The following is a 14,407-nucleotide window of genomic DNA, read 5'->3' on the forward strand; positions in this document are numbered from 1 at the left end:
GACATCTAGCAGGCACTCCATCACGCCGTCAGAGCGGGGACACCGGACGGATACGTTTCCTCCCATCCATGTGGTTTTAGTTTTGTGGCCACCTCCTTGTTGACCACGGCCTGCGAGATTGCAGGTTGGAGGTCAGAAAACACGAGTCCAGCTTCTCTGTCAATTAGTTTGTAAACTTTACTAACTAAAAGGTGACTGCTACCTTCCCTTTGCAAACAGAGGGAACTATTGTGCAGGGCATGGACGGTGATATCATTCCAACTCAACGCGCAGGCGTGAACCAAAGCGGTTTGCGCGACCATAACGAACGCCTGATCCTTTCCGTCCTGCAACGCCACAGAACGGTGCCGGCGGCAGAGTTGGCGCGTCGTACGGGCCTTTCCAAACCCACCGTTTCCACTATCCTGCGCAACCTCGGAGAAGACGGGTTGGTACGACGCGGCGAACCGGTACGCGGCAAGGTAGGCAAACCATCCATTCCCATCGAGCTGAATCCGGATGGCGCCTATTCCATCGGCCTAAAGATCGGACGCCGTAGCGCGGATTTGTTGTTGCTGGATTTTGCAGGGACCGTGCGGGGGCAATTGCACACCTCCTATGATTACCCCATGCCCGATGCCGTATTTGGCTTCTTGGAACAGGGTATTTCGGACCTGCTTGGGAACCTTTCTCCTGCCCATCAAAAACGTGTCTGTGGCATTGGGATCGGCACCCCGTTCGAGCTTTGGAAATGGCACGACCTTTCCGGCCCGGCAGCTGAAAAGTTCCGTTCCTGGAAAGATGTGAACTTCACCCAAGAAACTGCCCGTTTCAGCGATCTGCCGGTCTATGTGGTCAATGATGCTACCGCTGCCTGTCATGCAGAACACCTCTATGGCCGCGGCAAGGAGTATCGCGACTTCGCCTATTTCTACATCGGATCGTTCATTGGCGGGGGCATCGCCCTGAACGGTACTGTCTTCGAGGGCAACCAAGGCAATGCAGGCGCACTGGGCTCTATGCGGACAACCGGCCCCTTGGGGGAAAGCCAGCAATTGATTGACACGGCCTCGCTGCATCTGCTTGAGGCCCGTCTGATCGAAGCAGGTCTTGACCCGGATCTGATGTGGCAGAAACCTCAGGAGTGGAGCGGACTTTCCCGCTATGTCGCCCCATGGGTCGGCGAGACAGCGCAGGAGCTGGCCAAGGCGTCCCTGTCGATCTGTTCGGTCATCGATTTCGAGGCCATCTTGGTCGATGGGGCTTTCCCGTCTGAAATCCGCGAAGAATTGGTCGAACGGATTCGTCGGTATTTGGTGAACCAGGACAAACGTGGGCTGATCGCGCCAAGGGTTGAAACCGGAACCGTCGGAGAAAATGCTCGTGCAATCGGTGCTGCAAGCGGCCCGATCTTCGCTGAATTTCTGCTCAACACCAATGCGGGATTGTCATCGATCTGACATACCCTTGCTGTTTCGCCACAGCAGACATTTGAGAGAATGCAGCGAACTCACACGTTGTCCAGATTAGCGACATTTGGGCCCCTCAATGAGTGCGCCCGCTTTGGGCTGGAAGCGTTTATATGGCACCCAGACCATAAACGACCGTATTGGTGTGGCAGCCAATGTCGCAATGAAAAAACTGGTGGCCGCCTTCAGCAACGGCCTAGACATCACAGGCGCAACATCGAGTGTGTCAGACGTTTGTGGATCGCCCTTACTTGGATCTCCAATCTGCGACAATAATTTGATATCCGCTGAGACAAGCGCGCTTGCGACAGTTTCAAGGCTGGCGTTCGTACTCGCACCGAAGGCAAATTCACAGGTGGGGGTATCACTAGAGGTACCTCCGCCCCAGGTGTGAAAATTTCCATATTTTTTATTATAGATTTAACAACTTTTTTTGACTCCGTGTGGGGCACCATTTTCCTGAAATTTCTGCCTCTTCAGGGTGTTGCTGACCGAGCAACCACTCAAACGCATATTGTTCTGTGGAGACGAACACGTCGGCCCAAACGCTCTCATGTATTCCCCCCTAGCCCCGCACAACTTGAAACGGAGGCAGCGGTAAATTACTGAAAATAAATCACTTTCCCCAGGGACAAAGGGCTTCGACCTGAGAACGTCCAAGTTTTTTCAACGTTTCGATGTTGTCTAGGTAGATCTTCTCAGGGTTTGCAACATGGGTGAGGATCCGCGCCATGTGATCCTGACGCAGCAGGTGTATCGTCGGATAGGGCGACCGATTGGTGAAGTGACTGAGATCCTCTGCAGCCACGCCCTCAAATTGATAGTGCGGATGAAAGGACGCCAGCTGCACGTGATCGGTCAGGTCCGCGTCCTCCAACAATTGCTGAAACCAATCGAGGAGGTCGAGGTAATCCTCAAACGCCTCCACACCCTGGGTGAACATGAGCAAGCTTGTGGCAACATCGTTTTCGTTGGCCCCAAGCAGGCGCTGCAATTCATCCAAAAAGAACTGCCTCAGCTCTGCATCAGCGGTGGCATCACAGACGGCATAATGGACTTGGTTTCGGGCGATGACGCTCAAGGAAAACGGGCATAGGTTGAGCCCTACGACCATTTGATCAAGCCAAAGACGGGTGGTATTAACCACGTCTTGATGGGCTTTGGAGAGCGTCTCTGGGTCGAACATAGTGATGCAACGGGTCCTTTCCTGCTGGGCCCGCTTAAACCACGGTTCCCCGGCAATTCCAAACTGTTCGCCCCCTCTCAACGGTCCGGTTAGAGTGCCATCGAGAAGATAGTTTCAGCCCCTGTCGGGCAGGTAGCGATCTTCAACGGTATCATGGCGCCGTTTTCTGGGGTCAGGGATCATGACAAAGGTCGCAATCGCAAGGCTCAGGCAGGCCGCCATAACCGCAAAGGACCACCAGCCGCCGAAGCTCTGCGTGAGCCAGGCAAAGACAAATGGCGCCGAAGCGTTCAGTCCCAGTGTGATGACGGAGATCCAGCCCAGCCGCGCGCCGTAGCCTTTGGCGCCGAACAGGGCCAAGGGCAGCGTGCCCCGTGCAATGGTTTTGATCCCGTCGCCCATGCCATAAAGCGCTGCGGCGATCATCAGGCCCGTCAGGGTGAACCCCAGCGTCAAAAGGGTTACAAATCCTGCCAGCATCAGCCCGAGGCTCAAGGCATAGGTCACCAGCGGATACATATTGCGGCTGACCAGCATTTCGAAAAAGCGGCCAACGGTTTTAAAAGGGCCAATCACAGCGCCGGCGAGCGCCGCGTATGCTGCCGTGTGTCCAAGATCCTGCACATTCGTCACCCAGAGGGTCATGACCGCCCCCATGAGGTAACCGCCAAAGATGAAGGACACCACCATCCACAACATGCCACGCTTGCGATCCGCCCCTTGCAGTTCGGGCCAGTCGTTGGTTGCGGCGTGACTGGCCTCGCTGTGGTCTTTCAGCGGATGTGACAAGCTAACCGCATGCACAGGGACGCAGATGATCAACAGCAGCCCACCCAGGATGATCCAGGTGGTCTGCCAGCCCTGCGCGTTGAACAGCCACAGCGTAAACGGCCAATAGATGGTCGAGGCGACACCCCCGAACAGCGTGATCACTGAAATGGACTTCTGTGCTGGCAGATTGAGATCCAGGCGGGCCACGCTGGCAAAAGCCACGTTGTACAGCACCAGCATCCCTGCGGCCTCGGCGCAGAGAATGGCAACAAACAGCCCGTATGCGTTGGTGACAAGGCTCAGCGACATCACCGCAAGCCCCGCAAGGAGTGAGCCGATGGTCATGACCCAGCGGCCGCCGAACCTGTCGACCAACATGCCAGATAGCGGGGCAACCACACCGCCAAAGAACAGACCAAGCGAGAGGATGCCGAACGCCGTTGAGAGCGACAAACCCAGATCTTGGGCCATATGCGGCAGCAGCACCGCATAGGTATACATCAAGGTGCCGTAGCCCACGATCTGGGTCAGGCCCAGACCAACCGCCGGCAGGTAGTCAGGGTTCCACCTGATCATCCAGCAGGCCGGCCCTGATAGGCGCAGCGCCCTGCAACCCATGTGCCCAGGATCGCCGGGGCCTGCCCTTCGGGCCAATCCACCAGCACCAGATCCGCACGTTTGCCCTTCTCAATGTCCCCGCGATCACCAAGCCCCATCGCCTGTGCAGGCCCTGAGGAGACAAGACGCCACAGGTCATCACGCGGCGCACGTTTTTCCGCATCCAGCCGCGCAACGGCAGACAGCATGGCCGGATAGAAATAATCAGAGGCCAAAACATCGCACAGCCCGGCTTCGACCATGTCCCCTGCCCCAAGTGATCCGATATGGCTGCCCCCGCGGGCCGCATTGGGTGAGCCGAAGACGATCAAGTCACCGTTTGCCCGCGCGGCCTCTGCCGCTTCCAGAACCATTGGAAACTCGGCGACCTGCGCCCCCAAGCCACGGAAATAGCTGCGGGTTTCGGCGCGGGTGTCGTCATGCGACAACATCGGCGCCCCGGCAGCGCGCCCCAGTGCCGCGATATCCGCAATCTTGTTGGGCACATCACCGCGCCGTTCCCAAACCTTTCCAAGCTGGGCAATATAGTCATCCTCAGACAGGCCCGCGCGTTTTGCTTTGGACGCAGTGCGCTGTTTCATCCGGGCATCATCCAGCGAGGCGATGGAGAAATCCGGCGACAGCTCAAAGGGGCGTTCCTGAATTGGCACGTCATAGGCGCGCATCGTCATCGAGGTGTGGTCGTTGAAGGCGATCGACGGGGTCAGCGGACCTGCCAGCGCCCATTCGATGGTGTCCAGTGCCTCAAAGGCGAAGGTTTCCCAGCGCAGCTGCACCCGGTTTTCGACCAGAAGCCGCGGCGCCAGAGTTTGCATGGCCTGCATCAGGTCCTTGCCGCGAGCCACATCGCGCAGACCCGGTTCCCAGCCCAGCGTGATGGCGTGATAGGCTGTTGCAATCCCGTTTGCCGCCAGCTGTCTATCGGTGTCGATCACGGCAGCGTCTGTTGGAAAAAACACGCCGGGGCGCGGCATCAGTTGCCGCTCAAAGGCGTCGCCATGCACATCGATCAAAGCGGGGGCAAGGATCTTGCCTGTTGCGTCGATCTCGTCGCCATGCACGGGGCCGCCGATCTCAACAATGTGGCCGTCGCTGATGGTTACTGTGGTGTCTTCGATGCTGCCGGGCAGATACACCTCTGCGCCAACAAAAGTACAAGTCGTCATTAGGAGAGGCGCTCCATCTTCAGGTGCCAATGGTAGGATCCGGGTTTGTCGTGCTCACGGTCTTCAAGCCAGAGCGTTTCAAATCCGGTAAACAACGCCAGCAGTTCAGCGGCGTTACAGAAATAGTGTGGGTGGATCTTATCTGTGCCGGGCGCGTCAAAGACCCAGGCGTTTCGGCTGATTTCGCGGCCCGGGTATTTTGCCTGTTCAAATGGCAAGCGCCGCTTTGACAGCATAGTGCCCAGAAACGTGCCGCCCGGTTTCAGAACCCGGCGGATTTCATTGATGGTGTTCAGCAGGATCGTTTCATCACCATGATAGATCACATTCCAGCTGAGCAGGTGATCAAAGCTGCGATCCTCAAACGGCAGTTGGTCCATTCGGCCCAGAACGGTGGCAACCTCCGCCCCCGTCGCGTCAATTGCAGATAGGCCTTCGGGTGCGGCGTCCAGGGCTGTGACCTGATGCCCCTTTGCGGCCAGCGCCAGGGCGTGACGCCCCACACCCGCGCCCAGATCCAGAACACAGGAACCCGATTCAAACTCAGCCGCCCAACGCATCACGTCAGCTTCAGGGCGCAACCATTTACTATCGTCCTCAATCCCAGCCCATTGGTCATTCCAATGCTGGTCTGCGGTATCTGCTTTCATCGTTGTTCCCCAATGATCTTCTTGCGCGCCCAGGTGCTCAGCGCTTCGATAAGAATAACCACAACAGCTATCATCAAGATGACAGTCATGGCCGTTGGATAGTCAAACAGATCGAACCCCACCTTCAGCTCAATCCCGATACCGCCAGCGCCCACCAGCCCAAGGATGGTTGAGGAGCGGACGGCCTTTTCCAGTGCAAATAGCGATGTCGAAACAAAGGCCGGGGCCGAGGCAGGCAGGGTTGCGCAGGCGGCGATGTCCAACTTGCGCGCGCCGGTTGCGGTCAGGGCCTCGGCGGAGCCTTTGTCAACGGCTTCCATGTCGTCTGCGAAAAAGCGGCCACAAAACCCGATCGTATCGATCATAATCGCCAGAACCCCGGCAAAGGGACCAAGCCCGACGGCGACCACAAAAACCAGTGCCCAAGCAATGTCGGGCACCGCGCGGATAAAACTCAGCGCGGTGCGGGTCACCGTGCTGGTGATGCGCCCCACAACAAGCCCCTGCGCGGCCAGCAGCGCCACAGGCAGGGACAGGATCACGCCAATTGCAGCGCCCGCAAAGGCGATTTGCAGGGTTTCCACCATTTTCCAGCTCAGACGTTCCAGAACCTTTGGATCCAGGTTTGGCGGAAAGGCGCGGGAGGCAAAATCAGCAAACCGTGGCGGCGACGACAGGACCTTCTCCAGCGAAAATCCTGCACCGTTCAGGGCCCAGAAAAACAGGAGGATGCCTGATGCATAGCCCAGAAAGGACAGGGCTGACGGGCGTTGATAACGGGCGGGGAGTGATAGGTCAGTCATAAAGACCTCTTAGGTCGGACGCAGCTAGCGAGGCTGCGGTGGCGTCAAGTTTCAGGCGGCCCTCAGCAAGGCCAAGAACCCGATCGCCATAGGTCAAAGCATGATCGATGTGGTGTGAGGTAAAGACGACGGTCACCCCCTCACTGCGCACCAGATCAAAGAACATCGCCATAATCTCCTCACCCGCCGAGGGGTCGAGTGAGGCGCAGGGTTCGTCGGCAATCAACAGGCGCGGACGTGCGACCAAAGCACGGGCAATGGCCACACGCTGGGACTGCCCGCCAGACAGGCGATCGGCGCGACGGCTGGCCAGATGGGCCAGGCCCACCTTGTCCAGAGCCTCCATCGCGGCCAACCGGGCCTGCGCTGGCGCGAAGCTTTGCGACCAGTAGCGCGGCCCGCTGTGTTGCCCCAGAAAACCGTGGATCACATTTGTCAGAACGGACAGGCGTGGGACAAGGTTATGTTTCTGCGCAACCAAACCCGTCTGCGCCCGCAATGTGCGCAGGCCAGCCCGGTTGGCCGATGCAATGTCATGGTCCAGCAGCTGGACAGATCCCGCATCAAACGGGATCAACCCCAGCAGACAGCGCAACAGGGTGGATTTTCCGGTGCCATTCCCCCCGACAAGTGCCACCGCTTCGCCCCGAACCAGCCGGAAGCTGACGTCCTTGAAGATTTCGTTTTGGCCAAAGGACTTGGTGAGGCCACTCGCTGTGACATCATGGTCCTGCAACGCGTGAAAGGTCGGGGCGCTGGTATGCGCCCCGGCCTGATCCACCCCTTTTGACAGCGGTGGCGTGGCTGTCCGAAGATCAGTCACCGATAAAGTTGTCAAACTGCGGGAAGCCCGCGTTGGAATACATCGAGCGCACGTAGTCGTAAGCGCTGTCCTCGATGGCAACCAGATCCATGCCGACATATTTGTCGTTTTCTTCATGGGCGGTGATCCCTGCGATCACGGCGTCTTTGTTTTCCAGGATCGCGGTTTTGACCTCTTCGGCCTTCTCGGCGGGCACATGGGCGCCGACCATGATCATGTCGTTTGGCAGATCACCAGACCGCGCCAGCATCTTGAAGAAACCATAAGGCAGATCGGTTTCCTTGTTACGCACATTCAACCACGAACCGGCATTTGAACCCAGCGCGTCCACATCACCCGCTTTCAGCGCTTCATGTGCAATGTTGCGCGAAGTGTGGGTTTTCTCGATGTCATTGATCGGATCCAGACCGTAATCTGCCAGCACCTGCATCGGGCACAGCATGTTCGAGGTTGATCCGATGTCACCGAAGGCAACCTTTTTGCCTTTCAGGTCCGCAACGGTGTTGATGCCGCTGTAGGCACGCACAACGATTGCACAGTGGTAATCAGGACGACCAAGACCGATCAGCGGTGTGGCTTGGGTCAGCTTGTTGATCACGACATATTCGGCTGGACCGGAGACAACGAAATCCACGGTCTTGGCGCGCAGCGCTTCGGCGGCTGCCGTGCGCGAGTTCACGGCAAAGAATTCAAAGCTTTCGCCGGTAGCCGTTTCCAGCGCTTCTTTGAACGGACCCCATTCCAGCTGAAGACGCTCCATGCCTTCAACATCGGTGACAGCCAGTTTCCAGGTATCAGCCGCAACTGCAAAGGCAGAGGCCGCCGCAAGGCCAAGGCCCAGTACAACAGATTTGAGTTTCATTGTTTCCTCCAGATGAAATTCATCCGAATGATTTCGAGGGAACACAAAACTCAAGTGACCCAAGTGCGAAGCTTTGATGAAATTACTTTGCTCACCAATGGCGGAGCTGGCTTGAGGTAACAGACACCACCGCCCCCCATGGGAGTCAGGCCGAAGGTAATGAAGGTTTCATATGACCGTCACGTAGCTTTCATATGAAACACCCATGCATCCCGCATGACCAATGAAACCACCCCTTCCCCAGCAAAGGCCTCCGTACAGGGCGCGGACCGTCAGGCCCAGATTGCCGAGATCGTGCGCGATCAGGGTGAGGCCAAGGTTGATGATCTGGCCCATCGTTTTGGTGTTTCCTCCCAGACCATTCGCAAAGATATCAATGTCATGTGCGAAAAAGGTCTGCTGCGTCGGGTGCATGGCGGGGTTGAACTGGCCCATGCCAATTCGCAACATTACGATCTGCGCCGGATCCTGAATTTCAGCGCCAAGATGGCCATCGGGCAGACCGCCGCCAGACTGATCCCCGATGATATAACGCTGGCCGTTTCCATCGGCACCACGCCAGAGCTGACCATCCGCTGCCTGGAGCATCATCGCGGGTTGCGGATCTTCTCCAACAATCTGCACGTCGCCCTCACCGCCCATGAATTCGACACCACGGTCACGATACCGGGTGGGCAACTGCGCGCGGCGGAAGCTGATATTGTCGGACCCTCCGCAGTCACATTCTTTGAAGGCTACCGCTTTGACATCGGCTTGTTCGGCGTTGCCGCTGTGGCGCCTGACGGGGCCCTTTTGGATCTGTCGGATGAGGACGCCCACGCGCGCGAAGCCATCACCCGCAATGCTGCAACGACGATCCTGGTTCTGGACAGCACAAAATTCACACGCCGCGCCCACACCTGCAGCGGGCACATCACCCAGGTTGACCACGTCGTATGCGACCAGCGCCCACCCGAGGCGATCTGCGCGATGTTGGACAAGGCTGGCGTTTCACTCACCATCTGTAACGAGGCCACGCTGTGACGACCGGCAAATCCATTACCCTGAACGCCCTGCGCAAATCCTGGGGCGACACCGACACGCTGAAGGGCATCGATTTGACGATCCCCGCCGGTCAGTTCACGACGATCCTCGGGCCATCAGGATGCGGGAAGTCCACCACATTGCGCATCATTGCAGGTCTGGAAGAGGTCACCTCGGGCACGGTTCAGATCGGCGGTGAGGATGTCACCAACCGCCCCTCCTCCGCGCGTGACATCGCGATGGTGTTTCAGTCCTACGCACTGTTTCCGCATCTGTCTGTGGCCGAAAACATCATCTTCGGTCTGCGCGTACGTCGCATGCCCCGCGCCGAACGGGACCGCAAACTGGCGCAGGCGGCGGATATGCTGGGGCTTGGCCAACTGCTGGATCGCAAACCCAGCCAGTTGTCAGGCGGGCAGCAGCAGCGTGTTGCGCTGGGACGTGCGATCGTTGCGGACAAGTCGATCTTTTTGATGGATGAACCGCTCTCCAACCTCGATGCGAAACTGCGCGCTGAGATGCGGGAGGAAATCCGTGATCTTCAGAAACGGCTGGGGGTCACCATGGTCTACGTGACCCATGATCAGGTTGAGGCCGTGACCATGGCAGACCAGATCGTGTTGATGAATCAGGGCCAGATCGAACAGGTCGCCAGCCCGCGCCAGATCTACAGTACCCCAGAAACCCTTTTCACCGCCAAGTTCATCGGAACCCCGCCCATGGGAACCTGCGCCGCGCCCGCCCTTGGGATTGCGCGCGATGACATCACCGTGGGCATTCGCCCCGAAGCGCTGAAACTGGACAATGCCGGCGCCATCAAAGCGACCGTTGGCCGGGTGGAATACCTGGGCGCCGACGCGATGATCGACTGCGTTGTTGCGGATCAGACCCTGGCCTGCCGGTTGCCCGGCCAGACCGATTTGACACCGGGCACCGCCATTTCGCTGCGGGTTGGCCCCGAGGACCTGCACCTCTTTGACCGGGACACCGGTCAGAGGCGCGCAGATGTTCCTGCCGAATTTGCGCCGTTGTTTGCGTCGCAAGACACTGCCCCACAGGGGCCACACACATCCTCAATCGAAAGGTAACACTATGTTTGCCAATTTTCTGAAAACGGCCAGCGTTGCGGCCCTTGCTACCGTGGCGTCTGCCGGTGCTTCGCTGGCGGTTGACCTTGAATTTTACTTCCCTGTCGCCGTTGGCGGCGCCGCGGCTGACACCATTGAACAGCTGACCGCAGAATACGGCGCAGCCAATCCCGATGTGAACATCACCGCGATCTATGCCGGTTCCTATTCGGACGCAGGCCAGAAAGCCCTGACCGCAGCACGTGGCGGTACACCGCCGCAATTGTCGGTTCTGCTGTCGACCCAAATGTTTGCCCTGATCGACGAAGACGTGATTGTGCCTTTCGATGCCTACCTCACCGATGAGGAAAAAGCAGAATGGATCGGCGGCTTCTACCCGTCCTTCATGGAAAACAGCCAGACCGGTGGCAAGACCTACGGCATCCCGTTCCAGCGCTCGACCCCGGTTCTCTACTGGAACAAAGAGGCGTTCAAGGCAGCCGGCCTCGACCCTGAAGTGGCCCCGGCCAACTGGGACGAAATGGTCGAAATGGGCAAAGCCCTGACGCTGAAAGATGACGCGGGCAACGTGACCCAGTGGGGCGTGCGGATCCCTTCGGCCGGCTTCCCCTATTGGCTGTTCCAGGGTCTGTCGACCCCGGCGGGTGCAATCCTGGCCAGCGCCGACGGCAACAAGGTGAACTTCAACGACGCCAAAGTGGTTGAGGCGCTGGAGTATCTGGTCGATCTGTCCAAGACCCATGAGATCATGCAGCCCGGTTCCATCGAATGGGGCCCCACACCGAAAGCCTTCTTTGAAGGTGAAACCGCAATGATGTGGACCACCACCGGCAACCTGACCAACGTCCGCAGCAACGCACCGTTCGATTTCGGTGTGGCAATGCTGCCGGCCAAGGAACGCCGTGGCGCGCCGACCGGCGGTGGCAACTTCTACCTGTTCAAGGACTCCACCGACGAACAGAAAGACGCGGCTGTAGATTTCGTGCAGTGGATCACCGCCCCTGAGCAAGCCGCAACCTGGTCGATCGCAACCGGTTACATCGCCCCGCGCGCCGAAACCTGGGACACCGACAAAATGAAGGCCTACACCGCCGATTTCCCGCAGGCGCTGGTTGCCCGCGATCAGCTGGAATTTGCGGTTGCTGAGCTGTCGACCTTTGAAAACGGCAAAGTGACCCAGGCGTTCAATGACGCCCTGGCCGCAGCCATCGCCGGTGAAAAGACCGCACAGGACGCTCTGGACGAAGCGCAGGCGAAAGCTGAGCGCATCCTGAAGCCTTATCAGTAAGCCCTGAACACGCCAAAGCCCTGTCCGGTTTTCCGGGCAGGGATTGCCCCAGAAGGAACCACAAAATGGACACCGCGCGCCGCCAATGGATCTATGCCTGGCTGATGCTCAGCCCGGCTATGGCGTTTTTGATCCTGTTCACCCACTACCCGGCGGTGCAAACCATCTTGAACTCCTTCTATTCAACCCCGCGCGGGCGACGCGAAGCGGTTTGGATCGGGTTGGACAATTACCAGACCTTGATGCTGGATGACGTGTTCTGGAAGGTCCTTGCAAATAACTTCTGGTACGCGGTTTGGACCATCCCGCTCTCAATCATTCTGTCCCTGGCGATGGCGCTGTGGGTGAATGACAAGATCCGCGGTCGTGGCTTCCTGCGCATGGCCTATTTCACCCCCACGGTTCTGCCCCTGATCGCGGTCGCCAATATCTGGCTGTTTTTCTACACCCCCGGCTTTGGCCTGATTGACCAGATCCGCGGCCTGTTTGGCCTGCCCGAACAGAACTGGATGGGATCGCCGGACACCGCCCTTTACGCCATGATCGCCGTGGCCATCTGGAAAGAGGCCGGGTTCTTCATGATCTTTTACCTTGCCGCCCTGCAGACGGTTTCACCCAGCCTGAAAGAAGCTGCTGACATCGAAGGGGCGTCACGCTGGTACTACTTCCGCCGGGTGCTGTTTCCCCTGTTGATGCCGACCACGTTGTTTGTGTCGATCAACGCGGTGATCAATTCGTTCCGGCTGGTCGACCATATCTTTGTCATGACCGAAGGCGGGCCGAACAACGCCTCTTCGCTGCTGCTGTTCTACATCTACGAGGTGGCGTTTGATTATTGGGATACCGCCTACGCCGCGACCTTGACGGTGGTGATGATCGCAATCCTGATCTTGCTGGCGATTGGGCAATTCTTCCTCTTTGACAGGAAGGTGCATTACAAATGACCTATGATCGCCTCTTGAACACGGCGGCCGCCTGGATGCTGGCGCTGTTCTGGCTCTTGCCGCTGGCCTATGCGGTCTGGACCGCCTTTCACCCCGCGGCCTATGAAACCCGCTTTGACCTTCTGGCGCCGCTGACGCTGCAGAATTTCGCACAGGCCTGGTCCGAAGCGCCCTTTGCACGCTACTTCCTCAACACAATGATCCTGGTCACCGGCATCGTCGCGGCACAGTTCACGCTGTGTACCTTTGCTGCATTCGCCTTTGCCCGCTTCACCTTTCCCGGCAAGTCGATCATGTTCGCGCTGGTGCTGATGCAGCTGCTGATCATGCCCGACATCCTGATCGTCGAAAACTATCGCACGATGAGTCAGCTGGGCCTGATTGACACCATAGCCGCCATCGGCCTGCCCTATGTTGCCTCTGCCTTTGGTATCTTTCTGCTGCGCCAGACCTTCATGACCGTACCCAAAGAACTGGATGATGCCGCGCGGGTCGAAGGGTGCAGCTATCTGGGCATTCTGTGGCGGGTCTATATCCCGCTGGCAAAACCCACATTCCTGGCCTACGGTCTGGTGTCCGTCAGCCACCACTGGAATAACTTTGTCTGGCCGCTGATCGTCACCAATTCCGTAGAAACCCGCCCCCTGACCGTGGGCCTGTCGATTTTCGCTGTCACGGACAGCGGCATCCAATGGTCCATCATCAATGCGGCCACGCTGATGACCTCAGGGCCTTTGCTGATCGCCTTCCTGCTTTTCCAACGCCAGTTCGTGCAGAGTTTCATGCGCGCCGGCATCAAATAACCCTCACGCCTTGTGGCCGTTTTCTGGGCTCTGAAAGGATATCTATATGACCGACCTCCCTGTTGTTGGCGCCGCGCTGCCGTTGAACCAGTTCATCGAAATGCGCGATGTCATGTTTGGCCATGACCGCGATCTGGAGCTGCAGGATTTCCACAATCCGCAGCTGCTGGACAGCGATTACAGCGCGCTTGTGGACCGCGCCAAAGCCGCGCTGACGGGATATGGTGGCCGCCACGGCATTCACGGCCCTTTCTGGGATCTGCCGTTGGCCACCTGGGATCCGCAGATCCGCGGAGTGATCCATGACCGCATGTTCAAGGCGCTGGGGATCTGTGAGGCCTTGGGCAGCACACATATGGTGGTGCACAGCCCCTATCTGGAATGGGACCACCGCAACATCATGCATTACCCCAACGCCAAAGAAGGCATCTTTGAGCGGTTCCAGGAAACCATGGCCCCTGTGGTGAAACGCGCAGAAGAGGTTGGCACAACCCTGGTTCTGGAAAACATCGGTGATATCGATCCGCATTTCCGTGTCGAACTGGCGGCCTCGCTGGGATCAGATGCCTTGCAGATCTCCGTGGACACGGGCCATGCCCATTATGCCCACGGTGCCTGCGGTGCGCCGCCGGTGGATTATTACATCAAGGCCGCTGGGGTCCGGTTGCAGCATGTCCATCTGCAGGATGCCGACGGCTACGCCGATCGCCATTGGGCACTGGGCGAAGGCACAATCCGCTGGGATGCGGTATTCCGTGCCATCGGTCAGCTGAACAGCAAGCCGCGCCTTATCATTGAGGTCTACGGCGATCAGAGCGTTGCACGGTCAATCGCCTACCTGCAAAGCAAAGGCCTGGCGCAATAACAATACAGGGTGGGGCCGAAAGGCCCCGCCCGACATGCGAACAAATTGATCTGGATCTGCTTGCGTCGC

14 protein-coding genes are annotated in these 14,407 nt (G+C 58.3%); 7 read left to right on the forward strand and 7 right to left on the reverse strand.

Translation table 11 applies throughout. The features are described 5' to 3' along the window. Nucleotides 1–239: 239 nt before the first annotated feature. Complete coding sequence (locus TL5118_RS00030; protein WP_058241622.1) at nucleotides 240–1,439, forward strand: ROK family transcriptional regulator; 1,200 nt, start codon at nucleotides 240–242, stop codon at nucleotides 1,437–1,439. 625 nt (nucleotides 1,440–2,064) lie between these two features. Here the strand turns inward: TL5118_RS00030 and TL5118_RS00035 are convergent. From TL5118_RS00035 to TL5118_RS00065, 7 genes are all read right to left on the reverse strand, one after another. After that, nucleotides 2,065–2,634, reverse strand: a complete 570-nt coding sequence (locus tag TL5118_RS00035; protein WP_082626101.1) for a DUF1415 domain-containing protein — start codon at nucleotides 2,632–2,634, stop codon at nucleotides 2,065–2,067. A gap of 114 nt (nucleotides 2,635–2,748) precedes the next feature. Next, the gene (locus TL5118_RS00040) at nucleotides 2,749–3,981 is read right to left on the reverse strand and encodes an MFS transporter (RefSeq protein ID WP_058241623.1); all 1,233 of its coding nucleotides are present in this window, start codon (nucleotides 3,979–3,981) and stop codon (nucleotides 2,749–2,751) included. Then, entirely contained in the window at nucleotides 3,978–5,189 is a 1,212-nt protein-coding gene (locus tag TL5118_RS00045) for an alpha-D-ribose 1-methylphosphonate 5-triphosphate diphosphatase (protein WP_058241624.1), read from the reverse strand. Before TL5118_RS00045 ends, TL5118_RS00040 begins: the two co-directional genes overlap by 4 nt. Next, complete coding sequence (locus TL5118_RS00050; RefSeq protein WP_058241625.1) at nucleotides 5,189–5,839, reverse strand: class I SAM-dependent methyltransferase; 651 nt, start codon at nucleotides 5,837–5,839, stop codon at nucleotides 5,189–5,191. The genes TL5118_RS00045 and TL5118_RS00050 overlap by 1 nt, the downstream gene beginning before the upstream one ends. Then, entirely contained in the window at nucleotides 5,836–6,642 is an 807-nt protein-coding gene (gene phnE, locus TL5118_RS00055) for a phosphonate ABC transporter, permease protein PhnE (protein ID WP_058241626.1), read from the reverse strand. Before phnE ends, TL5118_RS00050 begins: the two co-directional genes overlap by 4 nt. Then, complete coding sequence (locus TL5118_RS00060) at nucleotides 6,635–7,465, reverse strand: phosphonate ABC transporter ATP-binding protein (protein ID WP_242601695.1); 831 nt, start codon at nucleotides 7,463–7,465, stop codon at nucleotides 6,635–6,637. The genes phnE and TL5118_RS00060 overlap by 8 nt, the downstream gene beginning before the upstream one ends. Next, complete coding sequence (locus TL5118_RS00065; protein ID WP_058241627.1) at nucleotides 7,458–8,327, reverse strand: phosphate/phosphite/phosphonate ABC transporter substrate-binding protein; 870 nt, start codon at nucleotides 8,325–8,327, stop codon at nucleotides 7,458–7,460. The genes TL5118_RS00060 and TL5118_RS00065 overlap by 8 nt, the downstream gene beginning before the upstream one ends. Nucleotides 8,328–8,543: 216 nt before the next feature. Between TL5118_RS00065 and TL5118_RS00070 the strand changes: the two genes are divergently transcribed. The 6 genes from TL5118_RS00070 (at nucleotide 8,544) to TL5118_RS00095 (ending at nucleotide 14,338) form a co-directional block, all read left to right on the forward strand. After that, the gene (locus TL5118_RS00070) at nucleotides 8,544–9,350 is read left to right on the forward strand and encodes a DeoR/GlpR family DNA-binding transcription regulator (RefSeq protein WP_058241628.1); all 807 of its coding nucleotides are present in this window, start codon (nucleotides 8,544–8,546) and stop codon (nucleotides 9,348–9,350) included. Beyond that, nucleotides 9,347–10,438 carry an ABC transporter ATP-binding protein gene (locus tag TL5118_RS00075; RefSeq protein ID WP_058241629.1) on the forward strand — a complete coding sequence of 364 codons (1,092 nt, stop codon included), beginning with the start codon at nucleotides 9,347–9,349 and terminating at the stop codon, nucleotides 10,436–10,438. Before TL5118_RS00070 ends, TL5118_RS00075 begins: the two co-directional genes overlap by 4 nt. Before the next feature lie 4 nt (nucleotides 10,439–10,442). After that, the gene (locus TL5118_RS00080) at nucleotides 10,443–11,726 is read left to right on the forward strand and encodes an ABC transporter substrate-binding protein (protein WP_058241630.1); all 1,284 of its coding nucleotides are present in this window, start codon (nucleotides 10,443–10,445) and stop codon (nucleotides 11,724–11,726) included. Between the two features lie 65 nt (nucleotides 11,727–11,791). Beyond that, complete coding sequence (locus TL5118_RS00085; RefSeq protein ID WP_058241631.1) at nucleotides 11,792–12,670, forward strand: carbohydrate ABC transporter permease; 879 nt, start codon at nucleotides 11,792–11,794, stop codon at nucleotides 12,668–12,670. Beyond that, nucleotides 12,667–13,473, forward strand: a complete 807-nt coding sequence (locus tag TL5118_RS00090; RefSeq protein WP_058241632.1) for a carbohydrate ABC transporter permease — start codon at nucleotides 12,667–12,669, stop codon at nucleotides 13,471–13,473. Before TL5118_RS00085 ends, TL5118_RS00090 begins: the two co-directional genes overlap by 4 nt. A 46-nt stretch (nucleotides 13,474–13,519) precedes the next feature. Next, the gene (locus tag TL5118_RS00095) at nucleotides 13,520–14,338 is read left to right on the forward strand and encodes a sugar phosphate isomerase/epimerase family protein (protein ID WP_058241633.1); all 819 of its coding nucleotides are present in this window, start codon (nucleotides 13,520–13,522) and stop codon (nucleotides 14,336–14,338) included. The last annotated feature ends 69 nt before the right edge of the window (nucleotides 14,339–14,407 follow it).

It is taken from the genome of Thalassovita autumnalis, from assembly GCF_001458255.1.
GTDB classification, from domain to species: Bacteria; Pseudomonadota; Alphaproteobacteria; order Rhodobacterales; family Rhodobacteraceae; genus Thalassobius; species Thalassobius autumnalis.